General features: G+C 40.5%; 18 protein-coding genes. 8 read left to right on the top strand and 10 right to left on the bottom strand.

Going from position 1 to position 17,008, the window contains the following annotated elements:
- Window positions 1–109: 109 nt before the first annotated feature.
- Window positions 110–823 carry a carbonic anhydrase gene (locus ACKTT2_RS41155; protein ID WP_407897613.1) on the bottom strand — a complete coding sequence of 238 codons (714 nt, stop codon included), beginning with the start codon at window positions 821–823 and terminating at the stop codon, window positions 110–112.
- A 270-nt stretch (window positions 824–1,093) separates the two neighbouring features.
- On the opposite strand from ACKTT2_RS41155, the gene ACKTT2_RS41150 reads away from it, so the two are divergent.
- Window positions 1,094–2,113, top strand: a complete 1,020-nt coding sequence (locus ACKTT2_RS41150; protein ID WP_407897405.1) for an RNA-guided endonuclease InsQ/TnpB family protein — start codon at window positions 1,094–1,096, stop codon at window positions 2,111–2,113.
- A gap of 43 nt (window positions 2,114–2,156) precedes the next feature.
- On the opposite strand, the gene ACKTT2_RS41145 is transcribed toward ACKTT2_RS41150, so the two are convergent.
- A complete protein-coding gene (locus ACKTT2_RS41145; RefSeq protein ID WP_407897403.1) occupies window positions 2,157–2,897 on the bottom strand; it encodes an ABC transporter ATP-binding protein in 741 nt (246 codons plus the stop codon).
- Window positions 2,898–3,020: 123 nt separating this feature from the next.
- On the opposite strand from ACKTT2_RS41145, the gene ACKTT2_RS41140 reads away from it, so the two are divergent.
- Window positions 3,021–5,459: a hypothetical protein gene (locus ACKTT2_RS41140; protein ID WP_407897401.1), complete on the top strand. Its 2,439-nt coding sequence runs from the start codon at window positions 3,021–3,023 to the stop codon at window positions 5,457–5,459.
- Window positions 5,460–5,871: 412 nt separating this feature from the next.
- Here ACKTT2_RS41140 and ACKTT2_RS41135 read toward each other — a convergent pair whose 3' ends face one another.
- The 6 genes from ACKTT2_RS41135 to ACKTT2_RS41110 all read right to left on the bottom strand — a co-directional run bounded on the left by ACKTT2_RS41135 (window position 5,872) and on the right by ACKTT2_RS41110 (window position 8,131).
- Window positions 5,872–5,991 carry a photosystem II reaction center protein J gene (locus ACKTT2_RS41135; RefSeq protein WP_096591750.1) on the bottom strand — a complete coding sequence of 40 codons (120 nt, stop codon included), beginning with the start codon at window positions 5,989–5,991 and terminating at the stop codon, window positions 5,872–5,874.
- A 73-nt stretch (window positions 5,992–6,064) separates the two neighbouring features.
- Window positions 6,065–6,184, bottom strand: a complete 120-nt coding sequence (gene psbL, locus ACKTT2_RS41130; protein WP_072040825.1) for a photosystem II reaction center protein PsbL — start codon at window positions 6,182–6,184, stop codon at window positions 6,065–6,067.
- 9 nt (window positions 6,185–6,193) lie between these two features.
- On the bottom strand, window positions 6,194–6,331 hold the full coding sequence (gene psbF, locus ACKTT2_RS41125; RefSeq protein ID WP_038082272.1) for a cytochrome b559 subunit beta: 138 nt from the start codon (window positions 6,329–6,331) through the stop codon (window positions 6,194–6,196).
- Window positions 6,332–6,340: 9 nt separating this feature from the next.
- Window positions 6,341–6,592, bottom strand: a complete 252-nt coding sequence (gene psbE, locus ACKTT2_RS41120) for a cytochrome b559 subunit alpha (protein WP_407897397.1) — start codon at window positions 6,590–6,592, stop codon at window positions 6,341–6,343.
- A 104-nt stretch (window positions 6,593–6,696) separates the two neighbouring features.
- Window positions 6,697–7,716 carry a photosynthesis system II assembly factor Ycf48 gene (locus tag ACKTT2_RS41115; RefSeq protein ID WP_407897395.1) on the bottom strand — a complete coding sequence of 340 codons (1,020 nt, stop codon included), beginning with the start codon at window positions 7,714–7,716 and terminating at the stop codon, window positions 6,697–6,699.
- Between the two features lie 79 nt (window positions 7,717–7,795).
- Window positions 7,796–8,131 carry a rubredoxin gene (locus tag ACKTT2_RS41110; protein WP_407897393.1) on the bottom strand — a complete coding sequence of 112 codons (336 nt, stop codon included), beginning with the start codon at window positions 8,129–8,131 and terminating at the stop codon, window positions 7,796–7,798.
- Window positions 8,132–8,329: 198 nt separating this feature from the next.
- On the opposite strand from ACKTT2_RS41110, the gene ndhC reads away from it, so the two are divergent.
- From ndhC to ACKTT2_RS41095, 3 genes are read left to right on the top strand one after another with little or no spacing between them, the layout of a single operon-like run.
- Window positions 8,330–8,692: a photosynthetic/respiratory NAD(P)H-quinone oxidoreductase subunit C gene (gene ndhC / locus ACKTT2_RS41105; protein ID WP_038082265.1), complete on the top strand. Its 363-nt coding sequence runs from the start codon at window positions 8,330–8,332 to the stop codon at window positions 8,690–8,692.
- Entirely contained in the window at window positions 8,683–9,417 is a 735-nt protein-coding gene (locus ACKTT2_RS41100; RefSeq protein ID WP_407897391.1) for an NADH dehydrogenase subunit K, read from the top strand. The genes ndhC and ACKTT2_RS41100 overlap by 10 nt, the downstream gene beginning before the upstream one ends.
- The gene (locus tag ACKTT2_RS41095) at window positions 9,410–9,937 is read left to right on the top strand and encodes an NAD(P)H-quinone oxidoreductase subunit J (RefSeq protein ID WP_407897389.1); all 528 of its coding nucleotides are present in this window, start codon (window positions 9,410–9,412) and stop codon (window positions 9,935–9,937) included. Before ACKTT2_RS41100 ends, ACKTT2_RS41095 begins: the two co-directional genes overlap by 8 nt.
- A gap of 651 nt (window positions 9,938–10,588) precedes the next feature.
- Here ACKTT2_RS41095 and ACKTT2_RS41090 read toward each other — a convergent pair.
- On the bottom strand, window positions 10,589–10,906 hold the full coding sequence (locus tag ACKTT2_RS41090) for a hypothetical protein (RefSeq protein ID WP_407897387.1): 318 nt from the start codon (window positions 10,904–10,906) through the stop codon (window positions 10,589–10,591).
- Between the two features lie 377 nt (window positions 10,907–11,283).
- Here ACKTT2_RS41090 and ACKTT2_RS41085 point away from each other — a divergent pair, with 377 nt between their 5' ends.
- Window positions 11,284–11,847, top strand: coding sequence for a Uma2 family endonuclease (locus ACKTT2_RS41085; RefSeq protein ID WP_407897384.1), 564 nt, complete (start codon window positions 11,284–11,286; stop codon window positions 11,845–11,847).
- A 341-nt stretch (window positions 11,848–12,188) separates the two neighbouring features.
- Here ACKTT2_RS41085 and ACKTT2_RS41080 read toward each other — a convergent pair whose 3' ends face one another.
- A complete protein-coding gene (locus ACKTT2_RS41080; RefSeq protein WP_407897382.1) occupies window positions 12,189–13,697 on the bottom strand; it encodes a hybrid sensor histidine kinase/response regulator in 1,509 nt (502 codons plus the stop codon).
- A gap of 450 nt (window positions 13,698–14,147) precedes the next feature.
- On the opposite strand from ACKTT2_RS41080, the gene ACKTT2_RS41075 reads away from it, so the two are divergent.
- Together ACKTT2_RS41075 and ACKTT2_RS41070 are read left to right on the top strand one after the other, a co-directional pair.
- Window positions 14,148–15,593, top strand: coding sequence for an ATPase domain-containing protein (locus ACKTT2_RS41075; RefSeq protein WP_407897380.1), 1,446 nt, complete (start codon window positions 14,148–14,150; stop codon window positions 15,591–15,593).
- A gap of 159 nt (window positions 15,594–15,752) precedes the next feature.
- On the top strand, window positions 15,753–16,928 hold the full coding sequence (locus tag ACKTT2_RS41070) for an ATP-binding response regulator (protein ID WP_407897378.1): 1,176 nt from the start codon (window positions 15,753–15,755) through the stop codon (window positions 16,926–16,928).
- Window positions 16,929–17,008 lie beyond the last annotated feature (80 nt).

The following is a 17,008-nucleotide window of genomic DNA, read 5'->3' as shown; positions in this document are numbered from 1 at the left end:
ATTAGCTAACCGTCTTAGTACTTATACCCAATTTAGTATGAAAAATAACTCTATAATTTGAGAAGAAAGAGGAGCTATATTTAAAATGCTAAGCTCCTTCTCAGTAATCCTACGTTTTAAAAATTACCTTACCAGTATCAATATCGTAACAAGCACTTACAACCTGCAATTTGCCTACCCGAATCAGATTAGCCAAAATCGTCGATTGACTCTTTAGCTTTTCTGCCTGATATTTAATATTAGCCGCGATCGCATTCTCGCCTTTGCTTAATCTAACTCTTGCAACAGCTGGTTTGATTCCCTCGATAATAGAGTTAATCCTACCGGGCGCTGGTTTCTCTTGAAGTGCTGCCATGACAGCACCGCATTTTTTATGACCCAAAACGACTATCAATTGAGAACCTAAAACTGATGTGGCATATTCCAAACTTCCTACCGCCATATCGCTAGCGACATTCCCTGCAACACGCACGACAAAGAGATTTCCAAGCCCTTGGTCAAAGATAATTTCCGTCGGTACTCTAGAATCCGAACAACCTAATACTGCTGCAAAAGGATACTGACCTTTTGCTAGCAATTGTACGTCTTTAAGAGATTGATTGGGATATTTACGCTCTCGCTCTACAAATCGTTGGTTCCCTTCCAGCAAGCGTTTGAGAGCTTCTGTAGCTGTGACTGGATGGGGATTGACTGGATTTGTATCTGCATCTGCTTGTAATATGGAAGTTTGTCGTTGATACCAGAGTAAGCTACCAGCTGTAGCAAAGCCAGCTACACCTAGTAAAAAATTACGACGCCCTACAAATCCATTAATTCGACTCATTAATATTTCTCGGTAAATGAATCCAACTGATAACAGCTTGGTTGTTGACTGGAACATACCAAAATCTCTAAGGGCGTAAGAGTTAAGATTTAACTATTTTGGTCAGAATCCCGCACCTTATCTGTTTCAGATGGGTGTCGGGATGAAGTCCCTTGCTTTTGAGGCTAGTCACCCCGCTCTCTCGTTGACCGTCGGTCAACGAGAGAGCGGGGTGCTAGAGGAATTGCCAATTTCCGGTATTTTTAATGAATCTATAAAATCTTCAATGATGTGTGTCATGGTTGTATCCTTCATTGTGGCAAACCCAGATTTAAATCTGAATCAACTTTTAAGTCATTCACTTACACTCAAGTTTTAGATAGGTGGATTAATGGGAAATTCATTAAACTTCCTAAGATAGGGGAGATAGAAATAATCTTTCATAGACCGATACCTGATGGGTTCAAGGTCAAAACTTGTATTGTTTCAAAGAAAGCAGATGGATGGTATATAACGCTGTCATTGGAAGACAAATCAGTACCCAATAACCCATCTATCAAAATCGTACCAACTGTTAATAATTCTAGTGGTCTAGATGCAGTACTAGAGGGCGATGTTTTCATTGCAACTTCGGAAGGCGAACTACTACCCTCTGTAAAAGCATTTCGTAAAAACCAAGATAAACTAGTAAAGATATTACAAAAGAAGTCTACTAAAAAAAAGGGGAGTGCTCAACGACGTAAGTTAGTAAAGAAGGAAGCTAAGTTACATCAGAAAATTGCGCGTTGTCGTAAAGACCATCACTTCAAAGCAAGTCATCGGTTAACAAGGATTGGTAAAAAGATATTTTTTGTAGAGGACTTAGACTTAAAAAATCTTACCTTAAGGAATAAAGCGAAACTTGATGAGAACGGAAAGTTTTTACCAAATCATCAATCTCAAAAAAGTGGATTAAACAAAAGTTTTTTGGATGCGGGGTTCGGTCAGTTTGTTGATATCTTGTCTTACATAGTCGAGAAAACTGGGGGGCAGGTTATCAAGATAAAACCAAACTACACGAGCCAAATTTGTTGCAATTGTGATGCCTATGTCCTGAAAGATTTGTCAGATAGAATTCATGATTGTCAAGCGTGCAATGTTGGCATTATCTGCCGTGATATCAATGCGGCAGTCAACATCAAACGAGTAGGGTTGGGAGTTTTCCCTACTATAAAAAGCCGTCGGGGGAAATTGATAATAGAGTCTTCGGATTCTATGAGTATCCTCAAGGAAATTCGAGAGTTTACTCGAAGCCTACATCGTACTGCCTAGCAGTCGATGTATGTACTTCACCGGTTTAATAAATTGTTAATGGTTAGTGTCTCTTCCCAGCCCCTAAATACAATTCGCCGACTTTGGGATCGTTGAGTAATTCTAAACCGGGACCGGAAATTGCATCGCGCCCGGACTCTAGTACATAACCGCGATGCGCCATTTCTAAAGCTTTCCGGGCATTTTGTTCTACAAGTACAATTGCTGTACCGCTTTGGTTGATTTGTTTAATTTGCTCGAACACTTGGGTGACAAGTATGGGAGATAATGCAGCAGAGGGTTCATCAAGTAGTAATAAACTCGGTTCTAACATCAATGCTTTACCCATTGCTAACATCTGACGTTCCCCACCTGATAACGTACCAGCTCGTTGCTGACGGCGATCGCTTAACCTAGGAAACATGGCAAATATTTTGTCTTTAAGCGGTTTCAGGGGAATATTACGGACAAAAGCTCCCATTTCTAAGTTTTCTTCCACGCTTAAGGAAGGAAAAACATTGGCAATTTGTGGTACGTAGCACATTCCTCGTTGAACGATTTGGTTTGACTTTAACCCAGCAATATTTTCACCTTTAAATGTAATTGTGCCTGTATGGGGAGTTAAAAGCCCAAAGATGGTTTTTGCCAATGTAGATTTCCCCGCACCATTGGGACCGATAACTGTAACCAATTCTCCGGGGTCTACCCGAAAATTAACGCCTTGCAGGATATCCACATCTTTAATGTACCCAGCACGGATGTTTTTCGCTTCGAGTATGGGTGATGAACTTAGTGAATTAGACATAATTCAAAAATCTTTCAATACTTGGATAAAAAAATAACACTTTCGGTAGTGCATTGAGCTAAACTGTCAGCAAGCTCTTGCAAGTTATACAAAAGCGGCTTTATCTTTTCTGTATCAGTCACAATGGAAAACTGGCAATTTCTCATTCAGCAACAAGGCGATCGCTCTTGGCGTCCATTGGAATCACCCACCGAAGAAATTACCGAGGGGCGGTACAGAATTGTCGCTCGCTCAAATCGTACTAACATGGATGTGGAGGTACGGATTGCTCATACTTCGACTTTAGAGATGCCACCTAAGCGACGCATCCAAAGGCGATCGCGTCGCGTAAATTCTGATGGCTTAATGGCAGTGATTCCTTTTACCTACCTCAAGCCTGGAATTTGGGAGTTGCGTTGTTCGAGCAATCTCGTGTCGGATGTTCTCGGTACGTCTTGGCAACAGGATATTCGGTTACAAGTCCTTCCCAAGGTAACAATTGGGCAAGCAGGACAAGAGAGTAAGGAGGTACTTGCTGCTGATAGCGATGATGAACGGGATGAAGATATTCTGCCTGTTAACCCAGTATGGCTGAAAGGAGAAACTGCAGAGCAAATTTTAAACAATTTGATTGAATTAGCTTTACCAGATTCGGAAGCAGTGCTAGTGGGTGAAGAAACTGCTGAAGATTCTTTAGCTATACTGGAATGTCTCCTTTCTCTAGTGTTAGATCGGGAAATATACACCGTATCTTGGGGGCAAACTCTTACAATTAATGGATATGTGAAGTTAAAAGAGTCAATTGATTATGAAAGAATTTATAGTGGTGAGATTAGAATTGAGTTGTATTCGCCACAAGCTTCTGAATTGATCAGAAGAGTGCGTCAGTCTTTACCAGAAAAGTCGTTACCTTTTAATATTCGATGCTCTATTGAAATTCCGGTTGAATGTGTATCTAAACTCATTTTAGCAGAAATTAGTTTGTATGGTACAATCTCGCTGGGTAGCAAAACTTTATTGTTAGCGAGAGAGTCTTTTACAATTACAGCAGATGTAGCAGATTTATTAGCAGTTAGCGCTACATCTTATAAGGAATCAGACATAGTAGAAGACACTCAAGAAGTTGGTTTATTTGCAACGTCTGAAGCTAAAAAGTCTAATATACCAATAGGATTAGAATTTTTTAATCTCGTTAAAACAGCGAAAATATCTGAGCCTCTCGCTGTCAATCCTATTCCTAATAAAACTCTACCGCCCAAAATTCATAAGGATTCTAGCCGTCAATCATCACCTCAATTGCCAAGAATTTCTTCAATGCAAAATAAGGCGCTCTCCCCTGGTGCTGTTGTTCCTACTTTGTCGAGTGCAGATGATATTGGTTATGTAAGAACTCGAAGCACGACTTTTCCATATTTAAGGCAAATAAAAGCGTTCATCAGTGACGGGCAAAAAGTTGAAAGTAAACCTTTGGAGTTATTTAATTTTCAACCACTAGTTAGTAATCAACAGGAAATAGTTGAAACTCCTTATGAAGATTTCGCTCAATTAGAGGTAGGAGATACGCAAGTTCAAAACGAACCTCTCAAACAAGATATTTCTCAACCTAATGTTGAAGAGACACAAACCCAAGATCGATCTCTAGAGCAAGATTCATCACCATTAGGAGAAGAAGAGAGAGAATCTCAAAAGCGATCGCTTATTGAAATTTTTCCTGTATCTAGTTCTGATTTAATAGTCACAGGCGAGCCTAGCACATCTCCTCTAATTAGACAGTGGATGCAAAGTCAAGGGTATGCTATTCCCGAACCAATTAATTTAAGAGACCAAGACTATTATGATATTGATACTGTTCCTATTTCAGTAGAAGAGGAAAAGGAGACGCAGGAAGAGGAAGCTCGCAAGTCATCAGAGGAAGTGCAGACACAAGCAGGTGCAGTTGCGGAGTCACAAGAAGCGTATACAGTCATACAGCCAGACGTTGCAACAAATGTTATAGCAGAGGTCTCTGAGGAATTATCTGTAAAATCAACGAATAACTTACCCGTTACCACTTCCCCTTACAGTAAAGCACGATTCACCTTGTTAGCACAAGAAATAGTGGTAGATGATAATTTTGATGAGCCATTACCCGATCTTTCAACACCCAATCTCGTACAGCACGAGGAACAAACTGCATCGGATTTACCTATCGTATTGCCTACAGCATCAGCGATGGCAGAACTGCTACCTGTTCCTCAAATATATTTACCAAAAGGCGAATTAATTTCTGGAAAATCTGTTATGTTGCGGGTGCGGCTAACCGAACGTCGTTCTGAATTAGCTGTGAAGTTCTGGGTAGAAGATTGCCAAACTCGTCAGTTAATAGATGGTCCTCGTTGGTTGATAAATTTCCTACCTCTGATTTCGGGCGGTATGGAAGAACTCATTCACATCAACGTTCCTTATGGGTGTCTGGAGATTCGGTTGGAAGCGATCGCACTCAACATGGCTACTAAACAAGAAAGTGACAAAGTTTCCATACAGAAAACCGTTGTTCCTCCAGACTTACCGCAGTTACGACCAGACGAACTTCTAGGAATTTAAAGAACTAGCTACATCCGCGTGCTTTGCTGTGCATCTGCGGTTCCATTTTTTTATTTGGAGTCCCTAACCAATTTTGTTAAAAATCTTTACAATTAACCAATCGCCCAATTTGTTAAAAATCTTTAGAGTTCAAAAAAACAGGACAGAATTTGCAGTAAGCTCCTAAATGAATTGTTGCTCAATTTAAGAGGAATTTGTATGTACTCAGCTGCATTCTTGCCTGCCATCCTTGTACCCCTAACGGTTTTGCTATTTCCCGGTATAGTATCGGCGTTTATGTTGCTATACATTGAACGTGACGATATCGGTTAATTAGCAAATGGTTAGTAGGTAATTAGCAAATAGTTAGTAGGGGCGCAATGCATTGCGCCCCTACAGTTGTTATTTGTAAAAATCAACTACTAACTATTAGTTAGATAGAAGAACCGAGACCAGCGTAAGCGCCGTAGAAGAAAATACCTAAAACTGTGATTACGCCTAACCCTGCGATTGTCGCTACAACCCAGAGGGGAATTCTGCCACTTCCAGACACTGATTTTTCCTCCCTTAATGAATACACAATACAATTTCAGACATCAACACTCGACGGATAACGGTCGTTCCAGTTAGTTAAAGAAGTAACTGGAAAACAGAATTCCTAGAACAAAGACGAGTAATAGTCCTAGGTACAATGAAGTCCGGTTCAACTCAACCGGCTGGTTGTTGGGATTGGTATTTCTATCCATGATTTTCTCCTAGCGTTGAATAAACTGCATTGCAGCAATGGCACCCAAAAAGAAGACGGTTGGTACTGCTAGGGTGTGAACGGCAAGCCATCTAACTGTAAAAATGGGATAGGTAATTGGTTGATTGATGTTATTTCCGCTTGTCATAATTTGAAACTACTTTGTGTTACTAAATTGCTGTACTTGTTGTTTTGCATCAAAACGGTTATCTACAATTGGCAACTCTTGCCGTGTTTGCGTGTAGTATTCGTTAGGGCGAGGTGTCCCGAACACGTCGTATGCCAAACCCGTGCTGACAAATAACCAACCTGCAACAAAAAGTGCGGGAATGGTGATGCTGTGGATGACCCAGTAACGAATGCTAGTGATGATGTCCCCAAATGGACGTTCCCCAGTAGTTCCTGACATTTATATCCCTACCTTCAATAAAGATTGCTATTGAGATCATTATCCTACAAAGTTAAGAAAGAGTTACACCTCGTAACCTCTTTCTCAGAAAACAGGATAAATACCTAGGCTGCTTCAGACTTGGCAGTACTTGCAACACTGGAATTATATTTTAGTAAGACACCGCGATCGCCGATCGCAAAACCTTGTTTCGGGTTCAAAAAGACAATTTTGTAGAAATTCGCGGGAACGCTTTCAACATCACGATCTTTTTCCCAAGTTTTGCCAGCGTCAGGGCTACGCATCAAATTACCGCTACCGCCACCCATCCAAATTTCATTGCTGTCGCGATAAGCTAAATCCAGTAAACCCCAACTTGTGGAAAGTTCTGGGAATTGAGTGTCGAGCCACTTTTCAGGATCTGCTGGGTCGCTAAACTGAATTTGACCGCCCCGTGCTAGCATCCACATTTGCCCGTCGCTCGTGAATCCCATGTTTTCGACACGTCGGGAACTGTTGCGGTTGTGAGGAACCCAAGCAGTTTGTCCTGGTTCCCAAGTGGAGTAAAAGTTACCCTTAGCAGAAACTGCAACGTATTTCCCATCAGGAGAGCGTTTCATATTACGAACCACTCCCACAGCTTGCTCTACCTGAGCTTTCCAATTCAGACCTGCATCGGTAGTTTTGTATATAGCACCCACATCTGTTGCCATTTCAGCAGAGTATTTTCCTAGGGCGACAATCTTAATGGGGTTACCTGGTAGTTTTTCATTGAGAGGAATCCGCGACCAAGAATGACCTCCATCAACAGTATGGAGTAACAAAGAAGGTTCTCCGGCGATCCATCCTTCCTTGCCTGAAAAACTAACAGTGTTAAAACGATACCGTTGGTCTTCCAATTGTAATTCTACAGGTTGCCAAGTGGAACCACCGTCTTGAGTTTCCAACAGAGTAGCATTGCTACCCACCAAAAAACCGTGTTGGGGGTCATTAAAGGCAATATCGAGAAGTTTTGCCTGTGTTGGTACAGAAATCACTTCCCAAGGGTTGTAAGAAGTTGAAGGAACCTTACTACATCCCACGCACGCGAGGATAACTGCAAATAAAGCTAATAAACGCTGCCAAGATTTTGCAATTGAAAACATTTCTATTCGTCAGTTTCTAATCTAAATTTGTTTACCTAATTCTGTGAAAATGCAGACCTCAAGGCTTTGAAGAGCATTTTTACTTTAAGCCATAAAGACTCATAAACAACAAGAAAGCAAGAGCCAAAGCACCAAAAATCAGCAAGTTTTTCTGTCCTGGAGTCAAAGTATTGACACCCAAGCCATATTTAAGGTTCTCTTGGAAGCCCGATGCAGTCCCTGCGGGACCAATGTTGTTAAAAGCAACTTTCTTAGCACTACAAACCGGACACTTCCAACTGTTGGGCAATTCGTCGAAAGAGGTTCCTGGGGCAATATCGTGCTTGTCGTCACCTTTCTGGGGTTCGTAAACATAACCGCAGGCGCGGCATTCGTATCTGTCTAACGCGGTGTCGGCAACAGCTTGTTCGCTCATGACTCTGGCATTGGTAAAAAGGAAATATTAAACATATGTTAAAAATTATGACACAAGTGTTGGAATTTTCTATCTCGAGCCAAAACGAATCAAATCATCGCAAGTTCTGCAGATTGGGCATTTAGGAAAATCATTATAGATATAATGTGAAATAAGGTTAACAGAGTTAATTGCACTATCAAGCGGTAAAAACTTATTGTGTTTGTCCTCAGCGGTTACGAGTACCTCCTAGGCTTCCTCATTATCTGTAGCCTAGTGCCTGCCTTGGCTCTATCAGCGTCTAAGCTCCTGCGACCGAGCGGTCGCAACCCAGAACGGCGCACCACCTATGAATCTGGTATGGAACCCATCGGTGGAGCCTGGATTCAGTTCAACATTCGCTACTACATGTTTGCTCTTGTCTTCGTCGTTTTTGACGTAGAAACCGTATTTTTATACCCATGGGCAGTAGCTTTTAATCGCCTTGGGCTTTTGGCATTTATTGAAGCCCTCATTTTTATAGCAATTCTTGTAGTTGCCCTAGTGTACGCATGGCGTAAAGGAGCTTTGGAATGGTCTTAGATACAAATATAGAGCAGCAGCAGAAAGAGCGCATTCTCAACCCGATTGAGCGTCCTACAGTTACCCAAGACTTGTCAGAGAACGTTATCCTGACTACTGTTGACGACCTTTACGATTGGGTACGGCTTTCGAGCTTGTGGCCTTTGCTATTTGGCACTGCTTGCTGCTTCATTGAATTTGCAGCTCTTATTGGTTCCCGATTTGACTTTGACCGCTTTGGTTTGATTCCCCGTTCGAGTCCCCGCCAAGCTGACCTCATTATTACAGCAGGCACAATTACGATGAAGATGGCACCCCAGTTGGTACGTCTTTACGAACAAATGCCAGAACCAAAGTACGTAATTGCCATGGGTGCTTGTACTATTACTGGCGGTATGTTCAGCGTAGACTCTCCCTCCGCAGTCCGTGGAGTTGATAAGCTGATTCCAGTGGATGTTTACTTACCTGGTTGTCCGCCACGTCCAGAAGCAATTATTGACGCGATTATCAAATTGCGGAAGAAAATAGGGGATGATTCCATACAAGAGCGGAATCGTACTAAGCAAAAACACCGCTATTACAGCACAACTCATAAACTCAACCCAACCGAGCAAGTTCATACGGGTCAGTACTTGATGTCTGATACCCGTGTTGCACCACCAAAGGAATTGACAGAAGCGATCGGTCTCCCAGTACCACCTGCTCTCCTGACAGAAAAAGCGAAGGAGGAAACAAACCGTGGCTGAAGAAGAATCAAAACCAGTACCGGCTGGCGAACAGTCGATAGTGAAAGCAGGTAAAGTATCTCAGTGGTTGGCAGAAAATGAATTCGCTCATGAGGCTTTAGAACCAGACCACAGTAGTGTAGAGGTTATTAAAGTAGAGCCAGATTTTTTACTGCCTCTGTGTACTGCTCTGTATGCTTACGGTTTCAACTGTCTCCAATGTCAGTGTGGCATTGACTTAGGACCGGGGCAACAGTTAGTCAGTATGTATCATTTGATTAAAATCAGTGATAATGCCGATCGCCCAGAAGAAGTAAGACTCAAGGTATTTTTGCCAAGAGAAAATCCCAAAGTCCCTTCAGTTTACTGGATTTGGAAGACAGCAGATTGGCAAGAACGCGAATCTTTTGATATGTACGGCATCATTTACGAAGGGCATCCCAACCTCAAACGGCTTTTAATGCCAGAAGATTGGGTTGGTTGGCCCCTACGTAAGGATTACATCTCGCCCGACTTCTACGAACTACAGGACGCCTATTAAACAGTGACCACCTGACCAGTGACCAGTAATCAGTGAGCAGACTGTCACCCTCGTTCCCAGGCTCCGCCTGGGAATGCCTTTTTTGGAGGTAGGCCTCTAAGCAATGTAGGCTAGATTGACTCGCCATCTGCTACTTTTGGCATTGACTCAATCAATGCCCTCAGAACTTTATTAACCGATTCTGGTGTCGTAAAAACCTTAGCTACATCTTCATTTAAAACCACAACTGTTCGTTGCTTTCCACTACAAGTAGCAAAGCGATTGGGCTTTGCCTTCTGATAATCAAAGCGATACTCAACCAGAAGCTCATAAAGACTTTAACCTTACCATAGAAAGCTTGGTTGGTTGCTCGAATGAGTTATTGTGATATCATAAATTAAGCTAATTTTTAAAACTAAACTGCTAATCAAAAGGACTGACGCACTCACACGGAAGAAACCGAGTTTCTGGGCAAAGATTTATGCTTGAAAATGACGATTCTTGGAAAAAAAACGATTTTTGCGTCAGCCCTAATTAAAATGATGAATCTAAAGTAATAGCTTAATATAGTGCAGATAATATTTAGATAAATGTGGACAATTAACTCCTACGATATTTTCTCATTAAAAACACCAGGTGGCGATCGCTTCACTGAATTTGTTGACTCTTTAATTAGAGCGCAAGCGTATGCTGAAGGTATGCCTTTGCCAATTCAGGATTATGACTGATTTCAACTCTACGCTCGTCTAAATTTAAAGGCACATCCAATAAATCCATCAAAATTTCTTCCCCCAGAATTTCACCATTACTAATAAATTTTTCAACCTCTATTGAACCGTCTTCAAAAAATTCTACTTCCCACCTTTCCCCAGGTACAGCTACATTCACCATTATGGTTTCATCCCGATTGTGAGCTAATGTGTAACTGATTTTTTCCTGTTCTAGTTGATTTAGAAATGCAACAAGTTTATTAAATCCATTACTTTTCATTTATCAAACCTCCGATCGCTTAACAATTTGCGAACCACCTTAAATCCAGATTGATTTGCTGCAACTCCCGCTTCTATATCTTCCCAAAACATTTCACAAAAATCTTCCTAACTTGGCGATCCTTCAGGAAGTGGTGCTTGTTTTATACTAGCCTTTTTGTTTCCAATTCTTTTGGAGACATATTTGCAAGTTACGTAAATATGGAACTCCCACAAACAATTCCCAAAAATGCTCTTCTCTATTATACATTAGTTAAAAGCGGTCGCATTGTGAGAAGATTTAGCAAGGGGAAAGGGTAGCACGATAGAATCAAGAATAAACAGCATAACTCAACAACAAATTCTAAATTGATATTGCACCTCTTAAGGAAACCTTAAATGGTACAAACCCCTGCTCAATACTCAACTCTAGAAGATTTTTTGAAGCTACCGGAAACGGAACCTGCTAGCGAATATATCGATGGGCGTATCATCCAAAAACCAACGCCACAAGGAGAACATAGCGCTATTCAAACTGAGTTAGCACCTGCAATCAACTTGGTTGTCAAACCCAAACAGATTGCACGGGCTTTCTCCGAACTTCGCTGTACGTTTGGCGGACGCTCAATTGTCCCTGACATTTCTGTGTTTTTATGGGAAAGAATCCCACGAAAGGAAAATGGTGGAATAGCCAATGTCTTTTCAATTGCTCCAGATTGGACTATCGAAATCTTATCTCCAGAGCAAAGTCAAACTAAAGTTACTAAAAATATTCTGCATTACCTTAAGTATGGAACTCAGATGGGATGGTTAATCGATCCAGAGGAACAATCGGTATTTGTTTACCCGCCAAATCGAAGCGTCACTTTTTACGATGAACCAAAAGCACGTTTGCCAGTGCCAGAATTTGCTGAAAACTTCAACCTCACTGTAGAAGATTTGTTTAGTTGGTTACTTGAATGAGTTAAGGAATTTCCAAGCAATAAATTATCCATCTTGTGGGATGGGCGTCCTCGCCCGTCTTATACTGGTGGCGGGCGGTGAGTCCAGTCCTGAAGGAGGGTTTCCCTCCGCAGGGGACTGGCGAACCCGGAGGGCGAACCCGAACGCGAGTGCGTCTCCGATAGGAGATAGGGGGACGCCCGCACCACAAGAGAAAGCACCACAAGAGAAAGTTGAACATTTTTTTATTTGGAAGTCCCTAATTCAATTGCTTTTATAGAAGAGGTAAGTCGCGATCGCTATCTATACAAAGTGCAAACTGTCAAGTATATTAGCGAACAAACTGCAACTTATTTAGATATTTACATTTCACCAATATCGGATTCAAGTGATAAGCTGCTTGGAGCAATTTTTACTTTTCTGGTTGTTGAGACATCCAAACTTTGAGGAACTTCTATTGGAAGCCGTATGAGTATTTCTGTGCCTTTTCCTACTTCCGAGTTACACTGTAATTGACCGTTATGTTGCTCGACGATAATAGAATAACTAATAAATAATCCCAGCCCCGTTCCTTTTCCTACGGGCTTTGTTGTAAAAAAGGGATCGAATATGGAACGTTGTATCTGAGGTGCAATACCAATGCCATTGTCAGCAATCCGAATTTCAACCCATTGAGTATTTTTATCTTGAAATTGTTTACTAGAATTGCTTAATTGCGTACAAATTTTTATAATTGGGTGAAAAGGTTCTTCTACAACTTCTAGTTTCTCTTCTATAGCATCTATCGCATTACTCAAAAGATTCATAAAAACTTGATTTAATCGTCCTGAATAACAATTGACTGGGGGAATTTCTCCATATTCTTTCTTCACTTCAATTGCTACTCGATTGGTTTGTTCTTTGATACGGCTTTGTAAGATGATTAGCGTGCTATCTAAACCAATATGAATATCTTCTTGCTGAGCATAAGCTTGGTCATAACCTGAAAAATAACGCATCGATAAGACAATATCTCTAATTCTTTCGGCTCCCACTAGCATGGACTTAAGAACTTTTGGGAAATCTTTAAGCACAAAATCGAGTTCGGAAACTTGTATTCTCTTGGCAATTTCTGGGTGTGGCTGAGGATAATATTTATTATATAAATTGATGATATTTATTAGTGCTTCCATATATTCAGAAGCATAATCTAGATTGCCATAGATGAAGCCGATGGGATTGTTGATTTCGTGAGCTATCCCTGCAGCTATTTGCCCTAAACTAGACATTTTTTCACTTTGAGCAAGCTGTGTCTGAGCCAATTTCAATTCATCTAAAGCTTGCTGAAGTTGCTGAGTTCTACCTTGTAATTGTGCTTCTGAACGTCGAAGTTCTACTTCCGTTTGCTGACGAATTTCAATTTCTTGTTTAAGTCGCTCATTTTGCTCTCTGAGTCGATTGTTTTTCTGCTGAAGTTGAATTTGTAGAGTCCGCAGTGTTAGTTGATAATCTATTCTTACTAAAACTTCTTCAACTTGAAATGGCTTGGTGATATAGTCTGCTCCTCCCAATTGAAATGCTTTTGCCTTATCCATTCCAGATACTAACGAACTGAGAAAAATAATAGGAATATCCTTAGTCTCAGAATTGAATTTCAACTGCTCGCAAACCCGATACCCATCCATCTCTGGCATCATAATATCGAGAAGAATGAGATCCGGTGGCTGTATCTGTACTGCTCTTAGAGCTACAATCCCGCTAATAGCTTGTCTAACTTGATACCCGTATGAGCGCACAATCGTAGATAAAACTCGTAAATTGGTTGGTTCATCGTCAACGATAAGAATATCAACGTTGGAAGCTGAAGCTATGGATGGGGATTGAGGGAACATAAGTTTATGTTTTCTCTAACAACCTTCTAGCACACACCGACCCCTTCGGGGTACGGTGTGTGGAGTCCTCTCTGTAGACATAAATATTTGATTTTTTTGCATAAAACAAGATAGTACAGGATTTGAACTTCACTGTTTTATAAGATTTCATGAAGAATACCTAGATCTTAGCGTTGATTTTTAAATCCCTATATCCCGCGTAGCCGTACACAATTTTTATGTACTGAGCATTGCTTACCAAAAGTGTTAGTGGTGGGCTGTCTTCCCTACCTACAGGTATTTCACAAATTAAATAGGAAATAGGATTGATATATATTTTGAGTGATTTTTGTTTTATTCACTTAACATTACTATACATTATTGTAAATAAATTTAATAAATTCACTAATTTCTATTAATTAATTCAAAATATTAATAAATATTTTATTTTTTATCGTTATAACCCACCAAATGGTTAAACAACGTCTGTCTACTGGGGTTTCAGGTCTGGATGAAGTTTTATATGGCGGTTTACTTCCAAACCGAGCTTATCTTATACGGGGTGGACCTGGTGCTGGCAAAACTACCCTGGGATTGCACTTTCTATCTGTTGGAGTTACACAAGGGGAAAGCTGTTTGTACATCACATTGGGGGAATCAGCCGAGCAAATTCGCGACAATGCTAAATCTTTAAGTATAAATGCTGATTTTATCGACTTCCTCGACCTAAGCCCAAATACTGAATTTTTTGCTCAAGTCCAAACTTACGACATATTTTCTCCGGCTGAAGTTGAACGAGAACCGACGACTAAAAGAATTATTGAGGAAGTAGAAACTAAAAAACCATCACGTGTTTTTCTTGATGCTGTGACTCAGTTTCGCTATCTATCTGGCGATGCTTTCCTATTTCGCAAGCAAGTGCTGTCTTTTATTCGCTTTCTTTTATCACAAGGTGCTACTGTAATGTTTTCCTCAGAAGGAATTAACAGAATTCCTGATGATGACTTGCAATTTATTAGTGATGGCGTTATCCATCTCAACCACTCTCGGTTAGGTAGAAGTGTCTGCGTGACTAAGTTCCGGGGTTCGGATTTTCAACACAGTTTCCACTCCATGCAGTTGACAAAGACGGGTATGGAAGTTTTTCCGCGTTTACAACCGGAAATTTACAAGCAGGAGTTTGTTGCTCAAACAATTCCTTCTGGCGTTCCCGAATTTGATAGAATGCTGCACGGTGGATTGGAAAGAGGTACTGTTACTCTGATAACGGGTGCAACAGGTGTCGGTAAAACAACTTTAGGTTTGCAGTTTATGAAAGAAGCTGCACAAAGAGGCGAGCGATCGGTGATTTATACTTTTGAAGAAGCAGAAAATACTTTGCTATATCGTTCTGAGTCTATAAATATCCCTGCGTGTGCCATGAAACAGAAAGGTACATTGTCAATTGTAGAGGTAGAACTGTTACAATTAACACCCGATCGATTTGCACATTTGGTGCGGCATGAGGTAGAAGTCAAACAAGCCAGAATTGTTATGCTTGATAGTATTGCAGGTTACAGACTTTCTTTACAAGGGGAAAATTTAGTCACGCATCTTCACGCTTTATGTAAGTATTTGCAGAATATGGGTGTCACAGTGCTACTGATTAATGAAACGGAACATATTACGGGAGAATTTCGTGCCACTGAGTTAGGTATTAGTTATTTAGCTGATAACATCGTGTTCTTACGATATATAGAAGTTCAAGGTCAAATGCGAAAGGCAATTGGGGTGCTGAAGAAACGTCTATCAGATTTTGAAAAAACATTGCGGGAAATTGAAATCACTCGTTATGGAGTCAAAGTTGGCAAACCACTTCATAGTTTGCGGCGAATTTTGAGCGGGACACCAGAATGGGTAGGTCATGATTCGCAGTAGAATGAAAATTTCATCCATAATCTAGAGTTTCTATGGTTGACACTACTGTTAGAATGACAAGCAAAGAAAGTTTATCGATCGCGATCGCAGTATTTTAATACGGCTTTGGGTTGGTAAAAGTTATATAAGAATAATTCGCAGTTTTCTAGGAGAAGAACTGTGAGACGTATTTTGCTCTTGCTCGAACATCAGGAAAATCGCCGCTTATTGGCTCAATGGTTGAAAACGCGCTATGAAGTCATAGTGCCTGATGTTGATACGCTCCAAGGAAAAATATCAGCTCTATGGCAGCAGTCTTTTGATTTGTGTATTTTATGTGGAGTCACGCTTGAAGGTATAAATCAGCAAATACAAGAGAGAAGAAATACTGAATCCCCAGTTTTACTGCCATTTCTCTTAGTCACTCCACGACAAAGTGTAGGGATGAGGACTCGTTATCTTTGGCAAAATGTTGATGAATTAATTATTACACCAATACAAAAATTAGAATTGCTTTCTAGGATTGAAGTTTTATTGCGATTGCGTTTTCTCTCAAAGGAATTGCTCGCTACGAACAAAAGACTCCTGATGGAGATCGAACAAAGAAGATGTTTGGAGACAGAAATTCGTTCTTCTTTACAAAAAGAAAGAGAACTTAATGAATTGAAATCTCGCTTTGTTTCTATGGTCTCCCACGAGTTTCGCTCTCCGCTACAGGTGATTTTGTCATCTACACAAATGATTGAAATATACGGCGAGCAACTATCTAAAGATAGGAAAAAGCAATTCTTTCAGCAAATTAAACAAACAGTTAAAAAAATGACTCAATTGCTAGATGATGTTTTAGTAATTGGTCGTGCGGATTTAGGTAAATTTAAAGCAAATCCCGAAATTATGGATTTAACAGAATTGTGTAGGAATTTAGCAGAAGAAATTCTTTTAAGTATGAATAGTAAGCACGCAATTTCTTTTGTAACTTACGGAAATTGCGGTGATGCTTGTGTTGATGAAGTTTTAATCCGCCACATCTTGAGCAATTTACTTTCTAATGCCATCAAGTATTCACGACCGCATAGCACCATTCACTTTATATTACAGTGTATGGACAATGAAGCTATCTTCAAAATTCAAGACAATGGTATTGGGATTCCTTTAGAAGATAAAGAAACACTTTTTAGTTTATTCCATCGTGCGGCAAATGTCAGAGATATCCCCGGTACTGGATTAGGGTTAGCGATCGTGAAAAAATGTGTAGATTTATACGGAGGCAAAATTGCTGTCGAGAGCACGCTTGGAGTAGGAACTACCTTTACTGTCACGCTTCCTTTACCCCAGCTAGCCCTAGTTCGCCGTTGACAGTGACCAGTGACCAGTGACCAGTGTTATGTATGGATTCAATTGATAAATTATTAGCTGAATTAAAAGAGCATTACGAA

Origin of the sequence: Scytonema hankhaensis NUACC26 (assembly GCF_045865695.1) — a bacterium.
In the GTDB taxonomy this organism is placed as follows: Bacteria; Cyanobacteriota; Cyanobacteriia; order Cyanobacteriales; family Nostocaceae; genus Scytonema.
The sequence above is the reverse complement of the archived record's forward strand: the minus strand, read 5'-3'. Positions and strand labels throughout refer to the sequence as shown.

Coding starts and splice junctions, on each gene's coding strand:
- ACKTT2_RS41155 (WP_407897613.1), bottom strand. CDS start 823: ATGAGTCGAATTAATGGATTTGTAGGGCGTCGTAATTTTTTACTAGGT.
- ACKTT2_RS41145 (WP_407897403.1), bottom strand. CDS start 2,897: ATGTCTAATTCACTAAGTTCATCACCCATACTCGAAGCGAAAAACATC.
- ACKTT2_RS41140 (WP_407897401.1), top strand. CDS start 3,021: ATGGAAAACTGGCAATTTCTCATTCAGCAACAAGGCGATCGCTCTTGG.
- psbL (WP_072040825.1), bottom strand. CDS start 6,184: ATGGATAGAAATACCAATCCCAACAACCAGCCGGTTGAGTTGAACCGG.
- psbF (WP_038082272.1), bottom strand. CDS start 6,331: ATGACAAGCGGAAATAACATCAATCAACCAATTACCTATCCCATTTTT.
- psbE (WP_407897397.1), bottom strand. CDS start 6,592: ATGTCAGGAACTACTGGGGAACGTCCATTTGGGGACATCATCACTAGC.
- ACKTT2_RS41115 (WP_407897395.1), bottom strand. CDS start 7,716: ATGTTTTCAATTGCAAAATCTTGGCAGCGTTTATTAGCTTTATTTGCA.
- ACKTT2_RS41110 (WP_407897393.1), bottom strand. CDS start 8,131: ATGAGCGAACAAGCTGTTGCCGACACCGCGTTAGACAGATACGAATGC.
- ACKTT2_RS41100 (WP_407897391.1), top strand. CDS start 8,683: ATGGTCTTAGATACAAATATAGAGCAGCAGCAGAAAGAGCGCATTCTC.
- ACKTT2_RS41090 (WP_407897387.1), bottom strand. CDS start 10,906: ATGAAAAGTAATGGATTTAATAAACTTGTTGCATTTCTAAATCAACTA.
- ACKTT2_RS41085 (WP_407897384.1), top strand. CDS start 11,284: ATGGTACAAACCCCTGCTCAATACTCAACTCTAGAAGATTTTTTGAAG.
- ACKTT2_RS41080 (WP_407897382.1), bottom strand. CDS start 13,697: ATGTTCCCTCAATCCCCATCCATAGCTTCAGCTTCCAACGTTGATATT.
- ACKTT2_RS41075 (WP_407897380.1), top strand. CDS start 14,148: ATGGTTAAACAACGTCTGTCTACTGGGGTTTCAGGTCTGGATGAAGTT.